Genomic DNA, 23767 nt, shown 5'->3' on the forward strand with positions numbered 1-23767 from the left:
CGGCCGAAGCACCGGCTGGCGCAGCTGCGCCGGCCACCACGCCGGCTCCGGCGGCGGCCGCCCCGGCTCCGGCGAGCAAGGGCTGATCGGGCCGCGCGCCCGACGCATCCCCGCATGAATACACGCCGGCTGCGCCTGCTCAGCGCGAACATCCAGGCCGGCTCCAGCACGCGTCGCTACAGCGATTACGCGACGCGCAGCTGGTCGCACGTGCTGCCCGCCGGCAACAAGCGCGGCAGCCTCGACACCATCGCCCAGTTGGCCGGCGAGCACGACATCGTCGGCCTCAACGAAAGCGACCCGGGCAGTCTGCGCTCGGGCTTCACCAACCAGACCCACTACCTCGCCCAGCGCGCCGGCTTCGAGTACTGGAGCCACCAGCCCAACCGCCGCGTCGGCAGCGTCGCCTCCAGCGCGAACGGTCTGTTGAGCAAGCTGGAACCGCGCGAGGTCGTCGACCATCCCCTGCCCGGGCGCATCTCCGGCCGTGGCGTGCTGATCGCCCACTACGGCGACGACGACGACGGCCTGACCGTGGCGGTGGCGCACCTATCGCTTGGCGCCACCTCGCGCGCCTCGCAGTTGGCCTTCATCGCCGAATTGCTGCACGACCACCCGCACGCCGTGCTGATGGGCGACTTCAACTGCTCGGCCGATCGTCCCGAGATGCAGGCCTTGTTCCGCAACACCCGCCTGCAGCCGCCGTCGAGCGCCCTGCCGACCTTCCCGAGCTGGCGTCCGCAGCGCGCGATCGACCACATCCTGCTCGGCGACGGCCTCGGCTTCGCCGGCGCCCGCGCCGTGCCCGCCGCCCTGTCCGATCATCTGGCGCTGTCGCTGGAGCTCGACGTCCCGCATAGCGCGTTGCGCTCCGAGTAGCGTCGCTATTGCGCGAACATAGCCGCGACACTGCCCTCTGTAGGAGCGGCGTGAGCCGCGACCGCGGGACATCAATCTCGCATCGTTTCCGGCTGGAGCCCAGGGTAGGAGCGACGCGAGTCGCGACCGCGCTGCGACGGGTTCGCGGCGGATCGCTCATTCAAGATCAGGATCAAACGCTAAAAGCTTCCGCCACTAAAGCGGCGGGCTACTTTCTTTTGTCATAAGCAACAAAAGAAAGGTAACCAAAGAAAAATGCTTTGTTTTGAATCACAGGCCCGCACGTTCGATGCCGACGCCGGGATTTTTCATACGGGACATCCCTGTCCCGATGAAAAACGGCGCGCGTCCCTGCGCGCCGCCCTCTGGGTCTTCGTTTGCCTTCGCTAGTGCGCGACTACGCACAGCAACGGCAACAACAACCGCAAAAACCTACGGCAACAGCCGTCGCTGCTCTTGGGTAGGAGCGGCGTCCTACTGGATTTCCTTCGGTCACAAGCCGCGACCGCGTAATCGCACGCCACGACGGCTCTTACGTGGCCACAGCGATACGACAATAGAAGCAACGAGGCAGATGCATTCGTGGCCAGATACCGGCGTCGACACAAACTGCAGCGGCGCGGTCGCGGCTTGCGCCGCTCCTACCCCGAGAGCATCGCAACGACAACCGCCGTTGCCGTTGCCGTTGCCGTTGCCGTTGCCGTTGCCGTAAAGATTCTGCCGTTGCCGTGCGTCGTCCCGCACTCGCGAAGGCAATCGAAGACCCGGAGGGCGGCGCGCAGGGATGCGGGCCGTTTTTCATCGGGACAAGGATGTCCCGTATGAAAAATCCCTGCGTCGGCAACGCTCGTGCGGGCTTGTGATTCAAAGAAAAGCATTTTTCTTTGGTTACCTTTCTTTTGTTGCTTATGACAAAAGAAAGTAGCCCGCCGCTTTAGTGGCGGAAGCTTTTGGCGTTTGATCTTGATCTGGATCTCGCTTGAGAGATACGCCGCGAACCCGTTACAGCGCGGTCGCGACTCGCGTCGCTCCTACCCTGGGCTCCAGTCGGACACGATGCGAGATTGACCTCCCGCGGTCGCGGCTTACGCCGCTCCTACAAGAAGCGCGTGGGCTCAAAGCGACAGAACACCTCGCCGACAAAACAAAACGGCCGGTGCATGCACCGGCCGTTCGTGTTTCAGGCTTGTCCTACCCGCGACCGGCGGCGCCGGTCGCGGTGCGTCGATCAGAAGCGCAGATCGGCGCGCAGGTAGAAGAAACGGCCGCCCGGGATGTCGTAGGTCGAGGCGTCGTAACCGTTGAGCGAGCACGACAGGCACACCGGCGGATCCTTGTCGGCGACGTTGTTGACGCCACCGGTGATCTGCAGGCCCTTCAGCCAGTCGATGTGATAACCCACCTGCAAGTCGTGGTAGGTGATCGCATCGAGCTTGTTGTCGCCGGTGACCGGGTTGTCGCAGTACGGCGAATCCAGCGCCGAGGCCTGGCAGATTTCGGTCATGTCGGAGATGTGGCGGATCGTCCACGACGCGGTCCAGGCGTTGCGCTTCCACGACAGGCTCGCGTTCGAGGTCCACTCCGGGATCGCGCTGTCGTTGACTTCCACGCCCGGACGGCGCGGCTGCACCTGGCCGGCCGCACCGACGGCGTCGTACTGGGTCACGAAGGTGTTCTGCCAGCTGACCTTGAACTGGCCGAGCGAGGTTTCCGGCAGGGTCCAGAAGAAGTCCACGTCCCAGCCGGAGGTCTTGATCGAACCCAGGTTGGTCAGCTTGTTCTCGAAGGAGTTGATGCCGCCGACGCTGGAACGGGTGATGCCGCCGCAGTAGGTCGGGTCGAGCGTCTGCACGCACAGGTTGAGCTGGGTCTGGGCGTCGATCGCCTGCACCGCGCCTTCGAGCGAGTGACGGTAGAAGGTCACTTCGAAGTCGAACTTGTCCGACCACGGCACGCCCGCGGCCCAGGCCGGGCTGTAGACGAAGCCGGCGGTGAAGCTGCGCGCGGTTTCCGGCTCGAGGTCCGGGTTGCCGCCGGTCTGCACCGAGATCTGGCTGTTGGCCTGGGTCGCGCCGGCCGGCACGCCGAGGGCGGCGCAGTTGGCGCGGTTGCCGGTCGCCGGCGAGCCGGTGATCGAAATCAGGCAGGGATCGCTGAGCTGCAAGTCGGCGCGGCTGGCCGAGCCGAACAACTCGCCGATCGACGGCGCGCGGAAGCCTTCGGCGTAGGTGGTGCGCAGCAGGAACTCATCGGCGACCTGCCAACGCAGGCCGTACTTCGGGGTGAACTGGCCGCCGAAGGTCGAGTAATCCGAGTAGCGGCCGGCCAGGCTCAGGTCGAGGCTCTTGCCGAAGCTGCCTTCCTTGATCAACGGCAGGTTGAGCTCGACGTAGGCTTCGTTGACATCGTACTCGCCCTGAGTCGGCAGCGACTGGGTGCCGTTGTAGAAACCGGCCACGGTGATCGGATCGGGCGAATAGAAGCCTTCGTACTTGCGGTATTCGTAACCGGCGGCGAACGACAGCGGGCCGGCCCAGGCTTCGAACAGGTCGCCGGACAGGTTGGCGGTGAAGGTCTGCAGCTTCTGCTCGCTGCGGTCGCGCACGATCGGGCTGATCCACTGCAGCATCGCCGGGGTGATCGTGCCGGGGCCGCCGAACAGGTTCAGCGGCACGCAGCCCGGGGTCGCGGCGCACACGGCCGGGTCGCCCACGGCGATGTTGATGTTGCGGATGTTGTAGCTGCCGCGGTTGGTCTGCTCGGCTTCGTTCTTATTGCTGGCGAAGTTGACGTCCCAGAAGTAGGTGCGGTCGCCGACATCGAAGCTGCCTTCCACGCCCGCCGCGATGTACTTGGTGTCGACTTCCTGCTCGAAGATGCGCGGGCCGCCTTCGACCGGACGACGGCCGATCAGCACCAGGTTCGGGTTGGCGCCCTCGGTGGTCAGGTCGAAGCCAAACGGGTTATACGGATTAAGGCGCGAGACCGTGATGTGCTCGGACCAGGGGTTGCCGGTGCCGGCGTCCAGGCCCAGGAACAGCGGTTCCGGCGCGGCCTGGTTGACCGACTCGCGACGGTTGTACAGCGCCTTGACGTAGGCCTGCACGTTGTCGTTGAAGTGGTAGCGGAACTGGCCGAACACGCCGGTGCGCTTGGACGGCGTCAGCAGCATGTTCTGTTCGGCGAAGTTGTAGCGGTTGGCGCCGGTGAAACCGATGAAGTCCTGCGGGTAGCGCACGCCGTTCGGGAAGCTGCTGCCGTTGGGCGTGGTGATGTTGCAGAACGGGATCGACGGGGTGCTCGGATCGTCGTCGGTGTCGGTCAGCGGGCAGGCGGTGCTGGCGGTCGCCGGGGTGATGATGAAGCGGCCGTTCGGCGTCGCCGAGCTGCCGGTTTCCACGCCCAGGCCCGGCACCGGCACGCGCGAGAGTTCGCGGTCGCGCGAGAACACCGGGTCCTGATCGACGTAGCTCAAGCCCAGGAACAGGTTGGCGCGGTCGGTGTTGTAGCCCCAGGCCGCGTCGAAGCCCTTGAGCTCGCCGTCGCCTTCGCCGTACTGGCCGTAGTTGAGGGTGATCTGGCCGCCGTCGAAGTTGCGCCGGGTGATGATGTTGACCACACCGGCGATCGCGTCGGAGCCGTACAGCGAGGACGCGCCGTCCTCGAGCACTTCGATGCGCTCGACGATGGCCAGCGGAATGGTGTTGAGGTCGGTCGCCGCGCCCACGCCGGAAGCCGAGGACTCGTTGACCCAGCGCATGCCGTCGACCAGGACGAGGACGCGCTTGGGACCGAGGTGGCGCAGGTCGACCTGGGCCGAACCGGCGCCGACGCCGTCGCCGTTGGGCGAGAAGCCGAAGTTGCCGGAGGAATTGAACTTGGTGTTGAGCGCCGAACCGGCGCCGGTGAGTTCCTGCACCACGTCGCCGATCGAGGTCAGACCGGTGCGCTCGATGTCGTCGCGAGTGAGGGTCTGGACCGGGACCTGGCTTTCGATCTCGGCCTTCTTGATGCGAGTGCCGGTGACCTGGACGGTGTCCAGCGTGGTGGCGTCTCGGGCAGGCGCGGCTTCCTGGGCGGCTGCGAGCCCCGGCAGGGCGACCAGCAGGGACAACTGAATGGCTTTCGCCAAGGCATGACGACGCGACACTTTCATCGACTCTCTCTCCCTCAAGAATGTGGCTGTAGCTCTGATGGCTATTGGCACGCCGCCCATCCATGCGGACGGCACCGGGAGGTTGTAAACAATTCGTGAATCCGCCACAAGGCGCAAATAGGGACTACTTGCCAACTGGGTCGCATTTCTGATCGGGATCGGACCCGGCTTGAGACGTGCGTCGCCTATGCGCGAACGCGCCTCCCCTGTTCAGTTAATACCCCGGTCCAGGCCGGGCCGGGCCCGCAAACGCGACCGCGGTCGCGCTTCAGCCGCCGAGCAGCAGGCTGACCGCGACCAGGATCAGGAACGCCGCGAACACCCGCTTGAGGGTGTCGCCGTGCAGCCTGTGGGCGAGCCGGGTGCCGTAGGGCGCGGCGAACACCGAGGCGATGGCGACGCCGATCGCCGCCGGCAGGTAGACGTAGCCGATGGCGTGCTCGGGCAAGGCCCCGGGCGGGGCGTTGAAGGCGTAGCCGACCGCGCTGGCCAGGCCGATCGCCACGCCGCAGGCCGAAGACGTGCCGACCGCGCGCACCGGGGCGACGCCGCGCCAGACCAACAGCGGCACGGTCATGCTGCCGCCGCCGATGCCGACCACCGCCGACACCGCGCCGATGCCGACGCCCGCGGCCGACAGCGGCAGGCCCCTGCGGCGGCGGGGCGCCGTCGGCGAGCGGCGCGCCGTTCTTGCCGAACAGCAACTGCGCCGCGGCGATCAGGCAATAACCGGCGACGATCAAGCGCAGCCAATCGCCGTCGATGCGCACGGCGACGAAACTGCCGAGCCAACCGCCGAGCAGCAGCCCCGGCACCATCCAGCGCACGGTCGGCCACATCACGCTGCCGCGTTTGGCATGCGCGCGCGCCGAGGCGGTCGCGGTCAACACGATGCTGGCCAGCGAACTGGCCAACGCGGTATGCATGGCGGCTTCCTGCGGAATGCCCATGAGCGGCGCCAGCCAGGCGAGCGCGGCGACCAGCACCAGGCCGCCGCCGATGCCGAGCAAGCCGGCGAGCACGCCGGCCACCGCGCCCAATGCGAGAAAGACCAACCAGGCTGTCACCGTCGAATGCTCCGCAAGATCAGGGTCGAGCCTACATGGTCGCAGCGCCGCGCCGCGAACGCCTGCCGCGATGCGCCGCTTCGCAGGCGCGGCCGCAAGACGAACCTGTGACAACGATCGACTGCACGAGCCCGATCGCGCCGAACCTTCGCATCGCCTCGACGATCCTGAAGCAGCAACGGCGCGGCAACAACGATGCGAATGCGCAGTTCGCTCTTCGAGCGAGAGCCGGGCAAGCTGCGACGCACTTCGCATGCGACGCATCACGGCCGCCGCACTACAGCGAATGTTCACATAAGACATTCATGCGTGCTGGGCTATAGTCCGGCGATGCTGCCACGCCCCTACCCACTCGCCATCGCCGCGCTCGCCGCGGCCCTCGCCACCACCGCTTGCGCCCAGACCACGGCGTCGGCGCCGACCCAGGCCGCGGTCAAGCCGGCACCGGTGGTCAACGCCTTGCCGGCGCCCGCGGTCGACCCGCTGCTGCCGCGCCTGCGCGCGGCGATCGAAGCGGCCGAACGCGGCCCGTTCGACAGCGGCCAGTACGTCGATCTCGCGCGGCATCCGCTGTACGGTTGGGTCGAGTACGCCAACCTGCGCCGCGGCATCGACACGGTCAACAACGGCCAGGCCCAGGATTTCCTCGCCCGTCGCGGCAAGGAAGCTTCGGGCGAAGCCTTCCGCGAGATCTGGCTGGCGGCGACCGCGCGCCGCGAAGACTGGCCGAGCTTCATCGCCGCGTGGACGCCGAAGAGCGCCACCGGCAAGGAACGCAGCATCAGCCTGCGCTGCGCCGAATTGAACGCGCGCCAGGCCCTGGGCCGCACCGACGAGAGCTGGACGCGCGAAGCGCAAACGATCTGGCGCAGCAGCGGCAAGTCCCTGCCCGACAGTTGCGACGGCCCGTTCGCGGTGCTCGCGGCCCAGGGTGGGTTGTCGCCGGAGTTGCGTTGGGAGCGCATCGAAGCCGCGGCCGCCGAATGGCAGCCGGCGGTGATGCGTTCGGCCGCGCGCGGCCTGCCGGCGGATCAGCTCGCACAAGCGAACGACTACGCCGCGTTCCTGGATAACGTCAACGAACGCGCGCTGTCGTGGCCGAAGACCGAACGCAGCCGCAAGATCGCCTCCTACGGCCTGGCCAAGTTCGCCAAGGCGCAGCCGGCCGCCGCCGAACAGCAGTTGCCGAAATACGCCAGCGCACTCGGCTTCAGCGACGCCGACCGCGGCCGCGTGCTGTACCAGACCGCGCTGTGGTCGGTGGCCTCCTACGAAGCCGAGTCGGCGCGCCGCCTCAATGCAGTGCCCGAGGTCGCCTACGACGAACGCCTGCACGAGTGGCGCGCGCGCGAAGCGATGGCGCGCTCGGACTGGGCCGGCGCACTCGCCGCGATCAAGAAGATGGGCGCCAAGCAACGCGGCGATTCGCGCTGGCAGTACTTCGAGGCCCACCTCAGCGAACGCGCCGGCGACAAGGCCGGCGCCGACCGGCTCTATCGCGAAGCGGCGAAGAAGACCGACTTCCACGGCTTCATGGCCGCCGACCGGCTCGGCGCGCCGTATGCGCTGTGCCCGCTGCAACCGACCGACAGCGCCGCGGCCAAGGCCGCGATCGCGCGCGACCCGGCCCTGCAGCGGGCGATGGGGTTGTTCCGGATCGAACGCGCCGGTTGGGCGGTGCGCGAATGGGACGACGCGCTGAGCCGCTTCGACGACACCCAGCGCCGCATCGCCATCGAAGTGGCGCAGAGCTACAACTGGTTCGATCGCGCGGTGTTCTCGCTCAATAAGACCCCGCAGGAACAGCGCTTGTATTACCTGCGCTTCCCGCTGCACCACGGCGACACGATCCGCCGCGAGTCGGCCAAGAACGGCATCGACCCGGCCTGGGTCGCCGCCGAAATCCGCGCCGAGAGCATCTTCAACCCGACCGCGCGCTCGGGCGCCAACGCGATGGGCCTGATGCAGGTGCTGCCCGGCACCGGCGCGGCCGTCGCCAAGAGCCTGGGCCTGCCCTGGGGCGGCGCCGCCAGCCTGTACGACTCCGACACCAACATCATCCTCGGCACCGCCTACCTGCGTCAGTTGCTCGACAAGTACGGCGGCCAACCCTATTTCGCCATGGCCGGCTATAACGCCGGCCCTGCGCCGCTGGCGCGCTGGCAGTCGCAGCGCCCGGGCATGGAGCCGGAGTTCTGGATCGAGACCATCAGCTACAAGGAGACCCGCGAGTACGTCGCCCGCGTGCTCGCCTTCAGCGTGATCTACGACTGGCGCCTCAACGGCGACGCCCACAACGTCAGCGACCGCATGCGCGGCATCGCCGCCGGCAAGCGCAAGTCCTTCGCCTGCCCGGCGGCGAGCGCCGCCGCGACCGCGCCGGCGCCGGCCGAACAAGAGTGAGCCTGCCGCCATGCCCCGTCGTCATGTTCTGATTCTCGGCGGTACCGGTTTCGTCGGCCGCCATCTCGTCGAGCATCTGCTGCGCGAGCAATACCGCATCACCGTGCTGAGCCGCGGCGTCGACCCGGCCAAGAAAAAACTGCTGTCGCGCGACGCCAGCATCATCGAGGGCGACATCGGCAACCCGGATTTCCTGCGCGCCGTGCTCGACGACGTCGACGCGGTGGTCAACCTGGTCGGCATCCTCAACGAACAGGGCGACAGCGGCGCCGGCTTCGAGCATGTCTACGTCGAACTGCTGGACGCCTTGCTCGAAGCGATGCGCGACATGGGCGTGTCGCGGCTGCTGCAGATGAGCGCGCTCAACGCCGGCACCGGCCACAGCCATTACCTGGAATCGCGCGGCCGCGCCGAGCAGCGCGTGCGCGCCTCCAAGCTGGCCTGGACCTTGTTCCGCCCCTCGGTGATCGCCGGCCCCGGCGACGGCCTGTTCTGCCGCTTCGATGGCCTGCTGCGCTATGCGCCGCTGTTGCCGATGGGACGCGCCAACGCGCGCTTCCAGCCGGTCTGGATCGGCGATGTCACCCAGGCTTTCGTCAACGCCCTCGCCGACGACAGCCACGTCAGCCGCAGCTACAACCTGGTCGGCCCCGAGGTGATGACGCTCGCCGAGATCGTGCGCGCGACCGCGCGTGCGCGCCGACGCCTGCGCGCGGTGCTGCCGCTGCCGGAATCGCTCGGCAAGCTGCAGGCCGAGATCGGCGAATGGCTACCGGGCAAACCGATCAGCCGCGACAACTGGCGCTCGCTGCAGACCGATTCGACCAGCGTCGAAAATGGTTTGCTGAAGCTGGGCATCGCCCCGACCCCGGTGCTGTCGCATCTGCCGGAAATCCTGGGGCTGACGGCGCGCAGCGATTAAGCCATGTATCCATGGGTAGGAGCGGCGACGCGTTTGGGGGTAGGAGCGCCGTAAGTCGCGACCGCGCAACCACCCGAGCCGGCGCGGAAATCCGTGAGAGTGACCGAAAGCGTTGCGTATCCGAAGCCCCGGACAGACGGTCGCTTTCCGGATCGGTTGTGCCGCTATCGAATCTTCGTCGAGGGCGCTTGCGTACGCCTCTGCGGTTGGTCGCGGCTCGCGCCGCTCCTACCCTTAAAGCAAGGCGTCATCGCCGCCGCACCCAGTGCGCGCTAGGATGCAGGCCACTGCCCATCACAAGGAGATCCCCATGGGGCTGCTCGATACCTTGCTCGGCCATGCCGGCGCCAAATCCGCCGAGAAAGTCGGCGAAGACTTCCAACCCCTGCTCGCGCCCGGCGAAACCGTGCAGCGCGCGTTCGGCGAGGTCCGCGACCTGATCGTGTTCACCGATCGCCGCCTGATCCTGGTCGACAAGCAAGGCGTCACCGGCCGCAAGACCGAATTCCTCAGTCTGCCGTATCGCAGCATCGTGATGTTCTCGCTGGAGACCGCCGGCCATTTCGACCTGGAAGCCGAGCTGCGCCTGTGGGTGTCGGGTCAGGCGACGCCGATCACCCGTCACCTCGGCCGCAGCGCCGGTGCCGAAGACATCGTCGCCCTGCTCGCGCAGAATTCGCCGCGCTGAGCGGCCGGGAATCGGGAATCGGGAATCGGGAATCGGGAATCGGGAATCGGGAATCGTAAAACAGTATTTCGGGTGCGCTGCCGGGCCGGCAGCGGCGCTCTTTCGAGTCCCGAGTCCCGAGTCCCGAACCCCGCGGAGACGAACATGAAAACTTATCTCGTCGGCGGCGCGGTCCGCGACGCCCTGCTCGGCCTGCCGGCCGGCGATCGCGATTACGTGGTCGTCGGCGAAACGCCCGAGGCCATGCTCGCCGCCGGCTTCAAGGCGGTCGGCCGCGATTTCCCGGTGTTCCTGCACCCGAAGACCGGCGAGGAGTACGCGCTGGCGCGCACCGAACGCAAGTCCGGGCGCGGCTACCGCGGCTTCGTCGTCGACACCGATCCCTCGGTGACGCTCGAAGACGATCTGGTCCGCCGCGATTTCACCATCAACGCGATCGCCCGCGCCGACGACGGCCGCCTGGTCGACCCCTACGGCGGCGCGCGCGATATCGAAGCGCGGGTGCTGCGCCATGTCGGCCCCGCCTTCGTCGAAGACCCGCTGCGGGTGCTGCGCGCGGCGCGCTTCATGGCCCGCTTCGCCGAGCATGGCTTCAGCGTCGCCCCGGAAACCATGGCGCTGATGCGGCAGATGGCCGAATCCGGCGAGCTGTCGGCGTTGGTCGCCGAGCGGGTCTGGCAGGAACTGCGGCGCGCGCTGACTTGCACGCGGCCCTCGGCGTTCGTGCGCACCTTGCACGACGCCGGCGCGCTGGCGGTGGTGCTGCCGGAGGTCGAGGCCTTGTACGGCGTGCCGCAGCGCCCCGAGTACCACCCCGAAGTCGACACCGGCATCCACACCGAGATGGTGCTCGACATGGCCGCGCAGCTCGCGCCCGGCGACGACCTGATCGGTTTCGCCGCGTTGACCCACGACCTCGGCAAAGCGCTGACGCCGGCCGAGCTGCTGCCGCGCCATCACGGCCACGAACACGGCGGCCTGGAGCCCTTGCAGGCCTTGTGCGAGCGCCTCAAGGTGCCGACCGAGCATCGCCTGCTCGCCGAAGCGGTCTGCCGCGAACACCTCAACGTGCACCGCCTTGCCGAGATGCGGCCGCGCAGCGTCTACGAACTGATCGCGCGCTGCGACGGTTTCCGCAACCCGAAGCGCATCGAACAGATGAGCCTGGTGTGCGAGGCCGACAAGCGCGGCCGCCTGGGGCTGCAGGACGAACCGTATCCGTCGGGCGCGGCTTTGCGCGAAGCGGTGCGCGCGGCGATGAAAGTGCGCGCGAACGAAGTCGCCCCGGGCCTGGCCGGCCCCGAGGTCGGCGAAGCGGTGCGGCGCGCGCGGATCGCGGCGATCGCCGCCGTGCGCAAGCCCGCCGCCGAGCCACCTCCGGAGTAGGAGCGGCGCAAGCCGCGACCAACCGCAGAGGTGATCGAAAGCGCTGCATCCGAAGCTCGGCCAATCGGTGGCTTTCCGGATCGGTTGCCGGTTTATCGAATCTTCGTCGAGGGCGCTTGCGTACGCCTGTGCTTTTGGTCGCGACTCGCATCGCTCCTACCCAAAACAGCCACGACATCGCCTCTACCAACGCGACGGCCGTAACGCGTCGCGGCTTACGCCGCTCCTACAGGGTTGGCGGGCCGTTCGACGCCGCAAAAAAAAACCGCCGCGCGGGTGCGCGGCGGTTTCGGTTTCGCAAAGGTGCCGCTATCAGAACCGGTAATCGATCCGGGCGTAGTAGCTGCCGCCGTTCATGCCGAACGGCAGGGTTTCCCAACCGTACTTGAAGCCGAGCTGCGGGAACGGCGCACCGGTGACGGTGTCCCACTTGTCGGGGTAGGTGTCGAAGATGTTGTTGCCGCCGACGGTCAGGCTGGTCTTGTCGTTGAACTTGTAGCGCACCGCCAGATCGCCGAGCCACTTGCCGCCCCAGCGCTGCTTGGTGCCCGGGGTGAAGCCTTCGCCGGCCACCGAACCGTAGTAGTTCGCACGCGCCGTCCATTCCCACTTGCCGATCTCGTACACGCTCTGCAGCACGTGGTGGGCGCGCGGCTGGCCGTCCTGGATCAGGGTCACCTGAGTGTCGTCGAACAGCGCTTCCGGCGACAGGATCGTCGACTGCGAGCGGCGGTCCTTGACCTCGGTCTTGTTGAAGTGGACCAGCGCGGTGAGGTTGAGCTTGGAACCGCCGGCGAACTCGGTGTTGTGGCTGGCGACCACGTCCAGGCCGGTGGTGCGGGTGTCGATGGCGTTGGTGAAGAACAGCACCTGGCCGACGCCGATCGGATCGAGGATCGCGCGGATCGGGCAGTTGCCGTTGCCGGGGGCGCAGGGCTGGCCGTTGGTGCCGACACTCTCGGGCTGGATGTTGCTGGAGAAGATGATGCGGTCGTCGATGTCGATGCGGAACACGTCCATCGTCAGCGAGAAGCGGTCGTTCGGCTTGAACACGAAGCCCAGCGAGGCGCTCTTGGAGGTTTCCTCCTTGAGCGGCTCGATGCCGAAGGCGCGCGTCACCGCGCTGTCCTGGCGCGCGGTCAGGGTGTCGGTGAGCACGCCGGCGGCGTTGAGGTTGGTCGAGCGCTGGCTGTAGAACAGCTGCTGCACGCCCGGCGCGCGGAAACCGGTCGAGACGGTACCGCGCACGGCGAACTGTTCGGTCGCGTCGAAACGCGCCGAGAGCTTGCCGGTGGTGGTGTTGCCGAAGTCGGAGTAATCCTCGTAACGCACCGCGCCGCCGAGCAGGAAGCGGTCGGTCAGGTTGGTTTCGGCGTCGAAGTAGACGGCGTAGTTATGGCGGCCGTCGTCGACGGCTTCGTTCGGCGAGAAGCCCGGAAAGCCCTGCATGCCCGGCTGGGCGGTGTCGCCGGTCTGGCCGAAGATCGGGATCGCGCGGTTGTTGGTGCGGCCGTAGGTGTAGGTCACCGGCGCGCCGGGGCGGATCTGGTAGTCGTCCTGGCGGTATTCCAGGCCGGTGCCGAGGTACAGCGGGTTGTCGTTGAAGCCCTTCAGGGTGCCGCGGAAATCCAGGTTGAAGGTGGTCTGGTCGAACTGCAGGGTGCCGGTGTCGGCCTTGGTCGGCGACTCGGCGTAGATGCCGCCGCCCGGCTTGGGCTCGTACCACCAGCTCACGTTGACCGAGTTGCTTTCTTCGAAGCCGAACTTGCTGCGGCCGCGGTTGATCGAGATGTCCCAGTCCCAATTGTCGTTGATCGGGGCTTTGTAGCCGACCGCGAGCGAATGGTCGTCGACAGTGGTCAGAATGTTCGGCAGGAAGCCGTTCGGGTACAGCGCCGGCACCGTGCGGTTGTCGCCCGGGCTGCGGAAGAAGCCGGAGGAATCGCCTTCGCGCCTGGACAGGCCGCCGAACCAGTACAGCTCGCCGTTGCCGACCGGCAGGCCGCCGTTGAACCAGAAGTAGGCGTCGGTGGCGTCGGCGTCGCCGAGACGCTGGGTCACGCGCGGCGGGTTCACGCGCAGGCTGTCGGGGCCGGCACGGTTGGTCTCGGCGCGGTCGCGGTATTCCAGCGACAGGTTGAGGTAGCCGCCGTCGCCGCCGAGCTTGACCCCGGTGTTGACCGAGCCCTGGTAGTTGGCGCCGTCGCCGGCGTAGTACTTGCCGGCCTGGAACGAGAGCTGGGTTTCCTCGGTTTGCTTCTTGAGGATGATGTTGATCACGCCGGAGATCGCGTCCGAACCGTACTGCGCCGCGGCGCCGTCGCGCAGCACTTCGATGCGCTCGATCGCCGACAGCGGAATGGCGTTGATGTCGGTACCGGCCGAACCGCGGCCGATGGTCTGCTGCACGTTGACCAGCGCCTGCTGGTGGCGGCGCTTGCCGTTGACCAGCACCAGCACCTGGTCGGGGCCGAGCGAACGCAGCGTGGCCGGACGCAGGATGTCGGTGCCGTCGCTGACGAAGGTGCGGGAGAAATTGAACGAGGGCTCCAGCATCTGCAGGATCTGACCGATCTCGGTCGCGCCGGTGGCGTTCAATTCTTCCTTGCCGATCACGTCGACCGGAGCGGCGGTCTCTTCGGCGGCACGGCCGCGCGCGCGCGAACCGGTCACCTGCACCGCGTCGAGGGTCGTCGCTTCGCGGCTGGCCGGAGCGGCGGGCTCCTGGGCGAAAGCGGAAGGAACAACGAAGGCGCTGGCGGCCACGGCGGCGGCTACGGCCAGCGCCAGACGGTTGCGGTGCACTACGGACATGGTCGGTTCCTTGCGAGGATGAGGTCAGGCTCTGCAGAGCCCGCGGCGAGCCTCACAAATTTTTAACCGTTGCGCAAGCGGCTGTCTAACTGTGCCAAATATGTCTTTGTGACCGTTTTCTACTTATCGATGGGTCGGTAATCGGTTATTTCGTCCGATCATCGGGCCGGCGATCCTGAACAGCGGCGGGTCGAAATCGCCGCTGATTGCCGATTTCCGGACCCAGTGCGCGAAACCTCAGGCCGGCCGACGCGCCAGCCGGCGGTCCAACCTTTGCAGCCAGCGCGAGGCCGGGGTCAGCGACACGAACAGGCCGGCGAACACGCCGAGACTGTTGGCGGCGGCATCGATGGCGTCGCCGGTGCGCGAATCGGTCAGGCCGGCCTGGGCGAATTCCAGCGCCACGCCGAGCGCGATCAGGCCGGCCGCGGCGATCGCCTGCGGGCGCAGGCGCGCGAACAGCATCGTCGCGTACGCCGACATCGCCGCATACGCGGAAAAATGTTCGATCTTGTCGAACCCCGAGAACGGCGTCGGCGGCAGATCGTGCGCCGGCAACAGGGTCGCAGCGGCGACCGCTGCGATCATCGCCACGCCGATCGCGCACCACAGCGCCGGCCGCTCGAATGCGCGCAGCGCGCCGCGCGCCTCGTGTCCGCTTACCCGGCTCACAGACGGAAACTCAGGTCGCCGGCCATGAAGGCCACGCCGAACTCGACGCCCTTCTCGAAGCCCATGACCTGGAAGCACTCGCCCATTTCGCTCGGCAAAGTCAGGCGCTTGACCTCGTTGAGGCGGCGCTGCTTCTCGAGTTCGTCCTCGATCTGCTCGATCCGCTGCAACACCCCGGCCAGGCCGTTGCCGAGCAGGAAACTGGCTTGCGAGCAGTAGCCGGACAGATCGAAACCGGCGGCGACGCCGGCCTCGACCAGAGCGGTGAAATCGACCGAGGCGGTCAGGTCCTGCAGGCCCGGCCAGAGCAGCGGGTCGCCGTGCATGCGGTGGCGATAGAACGCACGCAAGGTGCCATCGACGCGATCGGGCGCGTAGAACTCGGCGCGCGCATAACCGTAGTCGACGAACAGCATGGCGCCGTTGCGCAGACCGCCGGCGACCGCCTGGATCCAGTACGGCAATTGCGGCAACAGCTCGGAGCGATAACCCTCGGCGAGCGGATGTTCGAGGCGGCGCTCGGCGATGCGCACGGCCTGGGCGAGAAAATCGTCGGCCGGGCGCAACTCGCGCGCGAAACCGTCGCCGTCGATCACCACGTATTCCTCGAACACTTCCTCGTCGCGGATCGCGAAGCGCGGCGTCGGCAGTGCATCGATGACTTCGTTGGCGAACAGCACGCCGTCCCACTCGTCGCCGAACGGCCCGTCCGGCCATTCGAGCAGATCGAACAACGGCGGCACCAGCCGTTCGCGCAGGCGTTCGCGCTGGCGATGGCGCAGCTCGGCGCTCGGTTCCAGGATCGCGTAGCGGTCGGGCAAGGCGTCCAGCTCGAGCAGGCGCTTGAGCGCGACTTCGGCGAACGCGCCGGTGCCGCCGCCGAGTTCGAGAAAGCGCGCCGACGGACCGATCTGCTGCAACACCGGCGCCACCGCTTCGGCCACGCAGGCGGCGAAGATCGGCCCGATCTCCGGCGCGGTGACGAAATCGCCGCTTGCGCCGAACTTGCTCGCGCCGGCGCTGTAATACCCCAGACCCGGCGCATACAGCGCCAGCTCCATGAAACGCGAGAACGGGATCGCGCCGCCGTGGGCGAGGATCTGCTCGCGGATCAGGGCCGCCAGGCGCGTACTGTGGGCGAGCGCATCGGCATCGGGAGTCGGCAGATCGAAGGAATTCACGTGAGTGGCGGCGTCGCAGGCGCATCGGAAACAGGCCGACAGGATACGGCCCCGGCGCAGCCGCGGCGAATCGCGAAGGCCGGCGCCGGACAGGCTGAACGCAGACTTGCGCGACGCTGCCGGGCGCCCGCGCGGCTAGCGCTTTGGTACTAAATCGGCGGCATTCGGGGGGTGTGCGCGTTTCAGTTTCATCGCATCCGTGCAAGATGGCCGCGTCCCGCACGGAAGCCCGCCCATGAGCACCGTCGATCCGGCCGTCGAACGTCGCCGGCAAGCGCTCGAACGCATGCAACGACCGCCCCGGCCCGGCGCCGGGCTGTGGATCCTCGTGCTGATCTATTGGAGCCTGTGGGCGTTGTTCGCCTATTCGCTCGCCGACACCATCCGCTATCCGATCGCCGAAGCCTATCTGCCGCCGAGCCTGTATCCGGACAACGTCGCGCCGGCGTGGTTCTTCGGCGTGTTCGTCGGGTCGTTCGGCGGCTTCATCGCCGGCTTCCTGCTGAGCTACGTGCTCAAGGAGCTATACGGTCTGGCCGCGAGCACCTGGGGCCAGTTCGCTTCAACCCTGCTCGCGTGCGCGGTGGGCTTCTGGCGCGGCGCGGGCGACTCGTGGGTCGCGCCGTTGCGGGTCGGTTCGTTCGCCGATGCGCCGGGCACGCCCGCCCCGGATTGGGACTTCATCGCCTGGCTCGGCTGGAGCGCGCAGTACTGGTTGCCGGCCTCGCTGGCGCTGGCGGCGCTGTGCTGCGCGGGCCTGGCTTGGCGCGCGCACCGCCGCCACGCAGCGCGTGCCGAACGCATCCGGCGCCTGCTCGCCGAAGGCCGGCGCGCGGACGCGGCGATCACCGAGGTCCACGACACCGGCGTGGAGATCTACCACGAGATGCGCCTGCGCTTCGTCGTCCGCTTCACCGACCACGCCGGCGTCGAGCGTTGGGTGACCAAGACCGGTCTGTTCGACCCGGTGCGGTTGCCGCGCGTCGGCGATGCGGCCCTGGTCTGGTTCTACCCGGACCGGGCCGACGAAGAGGACCAGATCCTGGTCGGTTTTGCGAACGGCGACGAGCCGATCGCCTGAGCGCGGCTCAACGGCCGCGCGCTTCCAGTTGCAGGCCTTCGAAACCGGCCGGCATTTCGCCGTCGACCGCATAACGGTACAGCGCTGCCGAATACACGCCGCCGAGCGCGCTCTGGTACACCGCCAGGGCCAGCAAGGCGAGCACGGTCACCGCGCCGAACAGCACCGCCAGGGCCGAAGACACCAGGCCGAGCACGTAGGCCAGGCCGAAACCGACCACGCCGACGGCGACCATCGCCAGGCCGGTGGCCAGGCCGATCCCGACCATGCCGGCCGCGCTTTCGCCCCAGGTGCGCTTGAACATGCTCACGCTGCGCTTGACCGCATCGATCGGACCGACGTCTTCGGCGACCAGCACCGGCACCACCAGGAAGGTCGCGATGGTCCACGCCGCGCCGAGCGCGCCGCCGATCATGCGCACGATGAAGTTGTTGTCGCGGTCCTTGAGGGCCTGCAGGATCATGCCGACGGTCGCGGCGATGGCAGCGTAGCCGGCGATCGCGGGCAGGCGCGAAGCCGCGGCGCGGAAGCCGTCGCCGACGGTCGGGTCGCCGCCTTCCAGGCGGATCATCGCCGCGCTGACCAGGGCGCAGTTGCAGAAGATGATCACGAAGTACTGGCAGAAGTAGAACGTGAAGGCGAACAGCGCGGCGCCGGGGCCGTAGCCGTCGGAGAAGATCTCCAGCGCCGCGGCCGGGATCAGGAAGGTCGCCAGCACGATCAGCACGCACACCGCCGACACCACCGGGAACACCAATAGTTCGCGATCCGAATTGAGCACCGCGGCGCTGGCCTTGGCGAGTTCCCAGCTGCGCGAAAGTTTCTCGAACATCTCATGCCCCCATGTTTGATCCCGGGGGCATCGTCGAACCTGCGGTGGGAAATCGCAAGTGGTGCAGGCGGGGAGGGACGCCCGATAGGCGCCTCGGCGGTGCGAGAGGAAGGCATGCAGCAACGGAGCGACCGCCCCCTCCATGAACGCATGCCGCAACCAGGACTCAGCGGGCCGACACGCCGGCAGGCCGACCGGAGAGGCCGGCCCGCCGCATTGGACTCAGTGCTTCAGGTAATCGAACAGCTCCAGGCCGACCTGCTTGTAGCCCGAGTCGTCGTCATGGACGACGCCATAAGTCGGCTCGCACGGATGGCCCGGGACCGAGCCCATCGGCAGGTTCATCAGCCGCCAGAACGTAATCATGTGGGTCGCGTTACCGATGGTCGGATCGGCTGCGATCTTGCGATACAGCGAATCACGCTCGGCAATCGGCAGCCCCACGTGCGGCTGCGGCGGTGAGCAGAACGAAGTCAGATCGAAGGAGCCGACTTCGCCGAGCAGCATCTTGCCGCGATACGCGGTTGGCACGAATTTTCCGACCTCGACGATTCCGGCGCGCAGCGCGCTCAGCATCTTGTCCGCCGTCGGCGGCGAACCTCCGCTGCGATACAGGTGCACGTTCGGATAGCCACCGCCACCGACCGCGTAGTACGCCCCCATGTAGTTGCGCGCGCTGATGCTCCAGTCCCCGCCCGCATTGTTGAGAAACGTTTCGTGGGCACCGGTAATCGATGGCGTCGTCTGGTTGGTAACGACCCCATAATGGTTAAGAACGAAGTTGATTCCACCCTGCAGATCGGCCGCGCGTTCCGGTGTGGAAAACACGGTGCTCACACTGCCATCGGGCCTGACCCCGGCGACACTGTCGAACTCGTTGAATCCCTCGACGTAGAGGCGAGTGCGAAGCCATTCGCGGCTGATGCGCGGGTCGTTGGCCAAGTAATTGACCAGACCACCCATCTCCCAGGAGAGGTTGTTCTTGAGCTGAGTCCAGGTCGTGTCGGATTCCGGCATCGGAGCGAAATGGCTGCCGCCGCTCATCCAGTTCGGCACGGGGGTACCGAAGGTCAGAATCAGGTGCAGGTTGTAATCTTCGTAGAGATTCACTACGTCGGCGACGTAGCTGTAGCGATCCGTGTTCGTGCGTTCGGGATGAAGCAGCGAAACCGGAATGATTTCACGGAACGCCCCGACATGTTGTTTGTCGGCCAGATCGAACAGCCGTCGACTGATCCGATCGAAGGATACTGGCCTCATATTGGTGTTGCAGGGCACATCGACCACGCTTCCGCCAATGGTTTCCTTGCAATCGAAACCCCGCTCCATCAGATACTGGGCAATATAGGGCTCATTGAAACCAATGGACCATTTGTCGGCCGCCATCGCGAGTGGCGCCATAGCCGAAGCCACTATCAACGCCCCCACTTGCATCAAGACATCACGTACTTTCTTCACTTTTCGCATCCTTGAGATGAGCGCTCAAAACTAAGCACACTAGTGCGCGCCCGGCATCGCGCCGGGCACACGCAGCAAGTATTGCATCGCGCTTTCTCAGCGGCTGCGTTCGATCAACACCCCGACCGCGCGCGCATTGCGGATCGCGCTGGGCTTGCTGAGCTTGAGCCGGACCCGGCGCACACCGAATTCCTCCAGCACGATCGCGGCGACGCGTTCGGCCAAGGTCTCGACCAGACCGAACTGCGACTGCGATGCGTACTCGACGATGCGATCGCTGATCGCCTTGTAGTCGAGGGTGTCGCCGATCGCATCGCTGGCCGCGGGCACGCGGTTGTCGAAAGCCATCTCGAGATCGAACACCAGGGGTTGGCGGATCCGCCGCTCCCAGTCGTAGATGCCGATCACGGCCTCGATTTCGAGGCCTTCGATGAAAACGTGGTCCATGGGGCGCCGGGAATGGGGAATCGAGAGTAGGGAATCGTAAGGGCAGGGATGGTAGGCGGGATCGCGCGACGTTGCGATTCCCCATTCCCGATTTCCGGCTAAACCGCCTGCAACAACGCCATGTCCCAGCGCGGGGTCACTTTCACCGCCGCGCTTTCGAACTGGCCGGCCTGCAGGCGCAAGGCGCCGGCGTAGGCGATCATCGCGCCGTTGTCGGTGCAGAACGCCGGACGCGGAAAACAGACCCGGCCGCCGCGCTTTTCCGCCATCGTCGCCAACTTGGCGCGTAGGCGCCGGTTGGCGCCGACGCCGCCGGCCACCACCAGGGTGTCGCAGCCGGCCGCATCGAGGGCACGCCCGCATTTGATCGCCAGGGTGTCGACCACCGCGTCCTCGAACGCGCGGGCGATGTCGGCGCGGGTCTGGTCGCTCTGGTCGCTGTTGCGCCAGGCCAGCAGGACCTGGGTCTTGAGGCCGCTGAAGCTGAAGTCCAGGCCAGGGCGGTCGGTCATCGGGCGGGCGAACTTAAACAGGCCGGGACGGCCGAGCTCGGCCTGCGCCGCCAGCTGCGGGCCGCCGGGGTACGGCAGGCCCATGAGCTTGGCGGTCTTGTCGAAGGCCTCGCCGGCGGCGTCGTCGAGGGTCTCGCCGAGCAGGCGGTACTGGCCGATCGCGTCGACCGCGACCAACTGGGTGTGCCCGCCGGAGACCAGCAGGGCCACGAACGGCGGCTGCGGGCGGCCCAGCGGGTCGTCCTCCATCAGCGGCGCCAGCAAGTGGCCTTCCATGTGGTGGACGCCGATCGCCGGCACGTCCAGGGCCCAGGCCAGCGCGCGCGCCACCCCGGCCCCGACCAGCAAGGCCCCGACCAGGCCGGGGCCGGCGGTGTAGGCGACCCCGTCGAGCTCGTTCACGTCCAGGCCGGACTCGGCCAGGGTCTGGCGGATCAGCGGCAGCAGCTTGCGCACGTGGTCGCGGCTGGCCAGCTCCGGGACCACCCCGCCGTACTCGGCGTGCAGGGCGATCTGGCTGTACAGCGCATGGGCGCGCAGGCCGGCATCGGTGTCGTAAACGGCCACACCGGTCTCGTCGCAGCTGGTTTCGATGCCCAGGACTTTCATCGGCACCCTGCTCGGCGCGCCGATTTCTGGGAGAATGTCGGATTCATGGGTGCCTATGTTGCACCTTCCGCAGGAGCATCGCTATAATGCGCGGCTCTCCCGGTCTGCCCGGGCCGGTTCCCGTTAACGAGATTACGTATGCCCAGCGTCAAAGTCCGCGAAAACGAGCCTTTCGAGTTTGCCCTGCGTCGCTTCAAGCGCACCTGCGAGAAGGCCGGTGTACTGGCTGAAACCCGCAAGCGCGAGTTCTATGAGAAGCCGACCCAGGAGCGCAAGCGCAAGGCCGCCGCGGCGGTGAAGCGCCAGGCGCGTCGCGCGTCGCGCGACGTCACCAAGCGCCAGCGCTTGTACTGATCGTTCGTTCCGCGCGACCCGGCTTCAGCGCCGGCGTTTGCGGGGAACGACCATCAAGCCGGCTGCGCCTCGGGCGCTGCCGGCTTTTTGCGTTTCCGTCGCCGCGAACCGGAACCGCATCACGCTGCCGCGTCCGTCGTGCCGGGCCCTTGGGCCGGTGCAGCGCATGCCGGCGGCCCTCCCCTTTCCGCAACACTAAGGTCAGACCATGAACCTCAAGCAACGCCTCACCGACGACATGAAGGCCGCGATGAAGAGCGGCGACAAGCAGTCCCTCGGCGTGATCCGCCTGATCAACGCCGCGCTCAAGCAGAAGGAAGTCGACGAGCGCATCGAGCTCGACGACACCGCGGTGATCGCGATCCTCGACAAGATGATCAAGCAGCGCCGCGACTCGGTCAGCCAGTACGAGGCGGCCGCGCGCGAGGACCTGGCCTCGATCGAACGCGACGAGATCGTGGTGATCGAACGCTACGTCCCGGCCAAGCTCGGCGAGGCCGAGATCCTGGTCGTGCTGGAGGAAGTCATCGCCGAAGTCGGTGCGGCCGCGCCGTCCGACCTGGGCAAGCTGATGGGCCCGCTGAAGGCCAAGCTGGGCGGCAAGGCCGATATGGGCCTGGTCTCGGCGCTGGCTAAGAAGCGCCTGGCGGGCTGAGTTCGCTCGAAAGGTGAAGGCCTGGCTTCGGGCCGGCCCTCACCCCAGCCCTCTCCCGCGAGCGGGAGAGGGGACTGGCCTGCCTGCCAGGACGGTTTCGTCGAGTCTGGCGACCCCGCTCGCTCGCCCCGCTCACTCGCTTGCCGAAGAGGGGTTGGGTGAGGACCCGTCGAACCAACCCGCAACCGCAAGAACCCGCCCGCAAGGGCCGCACACCCGGAGGTGCACCATGAAGCGTCACGACCCCAACGCCGTCTGCTTTCGAGCCGACCCGCGAAATCACGCGTAAGCGCCGCAAGGGCTTCCCGTCCGAAACCCGCGTCAAGCGCGGCCCGCGCCTGGTCCACGGCGACAAGGAACTGCTGGAGAAACTGGGCCGCAACGATCCTTGCCCGTGCGGCTCCACGCGGAGGTTCAAGGAACTGTTGCCTGCGCGACGGCCGCTACGAAGGTTCCGAACGCGATCACTACTTCAGGGACTGATCGCAACCGATAGCTGCGGATAGCCGCCGATCGCGACGGTTATCGGCGGCTATGGCGAACGGCCGGGCCTCGGGCCCGGCCGTTTTCGTCCGGCGCCTCCACACCGCGCCCACGCCTCGCTAACCTGGGCCCCGGATACTGAAACCGGCGATCCACGCGCCGTCATCGCGAGCCGCATGCCCTCGACCCCACCCCAACCTCTTTCCAGCGAGCGCCCACCCGAGCGCGATGCCGTCGCGGCGGCCGAAGCGGCCGACCATGGCCCGATGCAGCGCATCCACGCCCTGCAGGCGCGCCTGGAGCAAAGCTGGGTGGCCAAGTTCGCCCAGCGTTTCATCGACTACGACATCCTCGCCCTGGCCGCGGCGCTGTCCTTCTACACCCTGCTGTCGCTGGCGCCATTGGTGCTGATGGTGCTGTGGCTGACCACCGCGCTGTACCCCTCGGCGCAGGAAGAATTCTTCCGCCAGATCGGCCTGCTGGTCGGCGATCAGGTCGAGAGCACCGCCCGCCTGATCGTCGCCAACGCCGAAAACCGCCCCGGCACCGGCTCGTTGGCGGCCCTGCTGGGCACGCTGGCCTTGCTGGTCGGCGCCTCGGCCGTGTTCGGCCAGTTGCAGGCCGCCCTCAACCGGGTGTTCCGTAGCGACGCCAAGCGCCTCGGCGGCCTCGCCGCCTGGCTGCGCAAGCGCCTGCTGTCGTTCGGCATGGTCATCAGCGTCGGCTTCCTGCTGGTGGTGTCGATGGCGGTGCAGGCGGCGCTGCAGTTGCTGATCGCCTACGTGCCCGACCTGCTGCCGGTGTTCGCCGCGATCGTCTCGTTCGCGCTCTACGCCCTGGTGTTCGCGGCGATGTACCGCTGGCTGCCGGACCGCCCGGTCAGCCGGCGCCGGGCCTTGTTCGGCGGCGCCCTGACCGCGGGGCTGTTCATGCTCGGACGCAGCGCGATCGGCCTCTACCTCGGCCAAGCCAGCCTCGGCACCGCCTACGGCCCGGCCGGCGGCCTGGTGATCATGCTGGTGTGGATGTACTACTGCGCCGTGGTGTTCCTGCTCGGCGCCCTGATCACCGCCATGCTCGACGAGCACGCCCGCGTGCGCAGGCGCCTGGCCGACGAACGCGCCATCGCCGGCCTCGACGCGTCCGGGGCCTGAGCGGCGGCGCCGCG

At 67.4% G+C, this 23767-nt stretch carries 17 protein-coding genes and 2 pseudogenes; 10 read left to right on the forward strand and 9 right to left on the reverse strand.

Features of this window, described 5'->3' with window-relative positions; genetic code table 11:
- Window positions 1–114: 114 nt before the first annotated feature.
- A complete protein-coding gene (locus tag GLA29479_RS17580) occupies window positions 115–879 on the forward strand; it encodes an endonuclease/exonuclease/phosphatase family protein (RefSeq protein WP_036149715.1) in 765 nt (254 codons plus the stop codon).
- Window positions 880–2107: 1228 nt separating this feature from the next.
- Here GLA29479_RS17580 and GLA29479_RS17585 read toward each other — a convergent pair.
- The gene (locus GLA29479_RS17585; protein WP_057972364.1) at window positions 2108–5035 is read right to left on the reverse strand and encodes a TonB-dependent receptor; all 2928 of its coding nucleotides are present in this window, start codon (window positions 5033–5035) and stop codon (window positions 2108–2110) included.
- 268 nt (window positions 5036–5303) lie between these two features.
- Window positions 5304–6405 (reverse strand): annotated as a pseudogene (locus GLA29479_RS25810) (sulfite exporter TauE/SafE family protein).
- Window positions 6406–6432: 27 nt separating this feature from the next.
- Here GLA29479_RS25810 and GLA29479_RS17595 point away from each other — a divergent pair.
- The 4 genes from GLA29479_RS17595 (at window position 6433) to GLA29479_RS17610 (ending at window position 11501) form a co-directional block, all read left to right on the forward strand.
- Entirely contained in the window at window positions 6433–8505 is a 2073-nt protein-coding gene (locus GLA29479_RS17595; RefSeq protein WP_082638781.1) for a lytic transglycosylase domain-containing protein, read from the forward strand.
- A 10-nt stretch (window positions 8506–8515) separates the two neighbouring features.
- Window positions 8516–9427, forward strand: a complete 912-nt coding sequence (locus GLA29479_RS17600) for a complex I NDUFA9 subunit family protein (RefSeq protein WP_057972365.1) — start codon at window positions 8516–8518, stop codon at window positions 9425–9427.
- 310 nt (window positions 9428–9737) lie between these two features.
- Window positions 9738–10115 (forward strand): PH domain-containing protein, encoded by a 378-nt coding sequence (locus GLA29479_RS17605; protein ID WP_057919338.1) that lies wholly within the window; start codon window positions 9738–9740, stop codon window positions 10113–10115.
- Between the two features lie 144 nt (window positions 10116–10259).
- The gene (locus tag GLA29479_RS17610) at window positions 10260–11501 is read left to right on the forward strand and encodes a multifunctional CCA addition/repair protein (protein ID WP_057919339.1); all 1242 of its coding nucleotides are present in this window, start codon (window positions 10260–10262) and stop codon (window positions 11499–11501) included.
- Window positions 11502–11813: 312 nt separating this feature from the next.
- Here GLA29479_RS17610 and GLA29479_RS17615 read toward each other — a convergent pair whose 3' ends face one another.
- From GLA29479_RS17615 to GLA29479_RS17625, 3 genes are all read right to left on the reverse strand, one after another.
- Window positions 11814–14315, reverse strand: a complete 2502-nt coding sequence (locus GLA29479_RS17615; RefSeq protein WP_057972366.1) for a TonB-dependent receptor plug domain-containing protein — start codon at window positions 14313–14315, stop codon at window positions 11814–11816.
- 237 nt (window positions 14316–14552) lie between these two features.
- Window positions 14553–14987, reverse strand: a complete 435-nt coding sequence (locus tag GLA29479_RS25420; RefSeq protein WP_057972367.1) for a hypothetical protein — start codon at window positions 14985–14987, stop codon at window positions 14553–14555.
- A complete protein-coding gene (locus GLA29479_RS17625) occupies window positions 14984–16168 on the reverse strand; it encodes a class I SAM-dependent methyltransferase (protein WP_082638782.1) in 1185 nt (394 codons plus the stop codon). The genes GLA29479_RS25420 and GLA29479_RS17625 overlap by 4 nt, the downstream gene beginning before the upstream one ends.
- Window positions 16169–16403: 235 nt before the next feature.
- Between GLA29479_RS17625 and GLA29479_RS17630 the strand changes: the two genes are divergently transcribed.
- Window positions 16404–17249, forward strand: coding sequence for a hypothetical protein (locus GLA29479_RS17630; protein ID WP_057972369.1), 846 nt, complete (start codon window positions 16404–16406; stop codon window positions 17247–17249).
- A gap of 7 nt (window positions 17250–17256) precedes the next feature.
- Here GLA29479_RS17630 and GLA29479_RS17635 read toward each other — a convergent pair whose 3' ends face one another.
- The 4 genes and pseudogenes from GLA29479_RS17635 to tsaD all read right to left on the reverse strand — a co-directional run.
- A complete protein-coding gene (locus tag GLA29479_RS17635; protein ID WP_057972370.1) occupies window positions 17257–18081 on the reverse strand; it encodes a DUF6159 family protein in 825 nt (274 codons plus the stop codon).
- 222 nt (window positions 18082–18303) lie between these two features.
- Entirely contained in the window at window positions 18304–19539 is a 1236-nt protein-coding gene (locus GLA29479_RS17640) for a hypothetical protein (protein ID WP_144436593.1), read from the reverse strand.
- Window positions 19540–19635: 96 nt separating this feature from the next.
- Window positions 19636–19986 (reverse strand): dihydroneopterin aldolase, encoded by a 351-nt coding sequence (gene folB / locus GLA29479_RS17645; RefSeq protein WP_057972372.1) that lies wholly within the window; start codon window positions 19984–19986, stop codon window positions 19636–19638.
- Window positions 19987–20059: 73 nt separating this feature from the next.
- Window positions 20060–21107 (reverse strand): annotated as a pseudogene (gene tsaD, locus GLA29479_RS17650) (tRNA (adenosine(37)-N6)-threonylcarbamoyltransferase complex transferase subunit TsaD); the annotation flags it as partial.
- A 138-nt stretch (window positions 21108–21245) separates the two neighbouring features.
- Between tsaD and rpsU the strand changes: the two are divergent.
- The 4 genes from rpsU to GLA29479_RS17665 all read left to right on the forward strand — a co-directional run bounded on the left by rpsU (window position 21246) and on the right by GLA29479_RS17665 (window position 23753).
- The gene (gene rpsU, locus GLA29479_RS17655; RefSeq protein ID WP_031371286.1) at window positions 21246–21461 is read left to right on the forward strand and encodes a 30S ribosomal protein S21; all 216 of its coding nucleotides are present in this window, start codon (window positions 21246–21248) and stop codon (window positions 21459–21461) included.
- 208 nt (window positions 21462–21669) lie between these two features.
- Window positions 21670–22116, forward strand: a complete 447-nt coding sequence (locus GLA29479_RS17660; RefSeq protein ID WP_057972374.1) for a GatB/YqeY domain-containing protein — start codon at window positions 21670–21672, stop codon at window positions 22114–22116.
- Window positions 22117–22487: 371 nt separating this feature from the next.
- Complete coding sequence (locus tag GLA29479_RS26155) at window positions 22488–22622, forward strand: SEC-C metal-binding domain-containing protein (RefSeq protein WP_425478954.1); 135 nt, start codon at window positions 22488–22490, stop codon at window positions 22620–22622.
- 243 nt (window positions 22623–22865) lie between these two features.
- Window positions 22866–23753 (forward strand): YihY/virulence factor BrkB family protein, encoded by an 888-nt coding sequence (locus tag GLA29479_RS17665; RefSeq protein WP_031371288.1) that lies wholly within the window; start codon window positions 22866–22868, stop codon window positions 23751–23753.
- Window positions 23754–23767 lie beyond the last annotated feature (14 nt).

Origin of the sequence: Lysobacter antibioticus, from assembly GCF_001442535.1 — a bacterium.
Taxonomy (GTDB): domain Bacteria; phylum Pseudomonadota; class Gammaproteobacteria; order Xanthomonadales; family Xanthomonadaceae; genus Lysobacter; species Lysobacter antibioticus.

What these genes read in the sequence shown, in the direction of transcription:
- GLA29479_RS17580 (WP_036149715.1), top strand. Translation starts at nt 115, where the DNA reads ATGAATACACGCCGGCTGCGCCTGCTCAGCGCGAACATCCAGGCCGGC.
- GLA29479_RS17585 (WP_057972364.1), bottom strand. Translation starts at nt 5,035, where the DNA reads ATGAAAGTGTCGCGTCGTCATGCCTTGGCGAAAGCCATTCAGTTGTCC.
- GLA29479_RS17595 (WP_082638781.1), top strand. Translation starts at nt 6,433, where the DNA reads ATGCTGCCACGCCCCTACCCACTCGCCATCGCCGCGCTCGCCGCGGCC.
- GLA29479_RS17600 (WP_057972365.1), top strand. Translation starts at nt 8,516, where the DNA reads ATGCCCCGTCGTCATGTTCTGATTCTCGGCGGTACCGGTTTCGTCGGC.
- GLA29479_RS17605 (WP_057919338.1), top strand. Translation starts at nt 9,738, where the DNA reads ATGGGGCTGCTCGATACCTTGCTCGGCCATGCCGGCGCCAAATCCGCC.
- GLA29479_RS17610 (WP_057919339.1), top strand. Translation starts at nt 10,260, where the DNA reads ATGAAAACTTATCTCGTCGGCGGCGCGGTCCGCGACGCCCTGCTCGGC.
- GLA29479_RS17615 (WP_057972366.1), bottom strand. Translation starts at nt 14,315, where the DNA reads ATGTCCGTAGTGCACCGCAACCGTCTGGCGCTGGCCGTAGCCGCCGCC.
- GLA29479_RS17630 (WP_057972369.1), top strand. Translation starts at nt 16,404, where the DNA reads ATGAGCACCGTCGATCCGGCCGTCGAACGTCGCCGGCAAGCGCTCGAA.
- GLA29479_RS17635 (WP_057972370.1), bottom strand. Translation starts at nt 18,081, where the DNA reads ATGTTCGAGAAACTTTCGCGCAGCTGGGAACTCGCCAAGGCCAGCGCC.
- folB (WP_057972372.1), bottom strand. Translation starts at nt 19,986, where the DNA reads ATGGACCACGTTTTCATCGAAGGCCTCGAAATCGAGGCCGTGATCGGC.
- rpsU (WP_031371286.1), top strand. Translation starts at nt 21,246, where the DNA reads ATGCCCAGCGTCAAAGTCCGCGAAAACGAGCCTTTCGAGTTTGCCCTG.
- GLA29479_RS17660 (WP_057972374.1), top strand. Translation starts at nt 21,670, where the DNA reads ATGAACCTCAAGCAACGCCTCACCGACGACATGAAGGCCGCGATGAAG.
- GLA29479_RS17665 (WP_031371288.1), top strand. Translation starts at nt 22,866, where the DNA reads ATGCAGCGCATCCACGCCCTGCAGGCGCGCCTGGAGCAAAGCTGGGTG.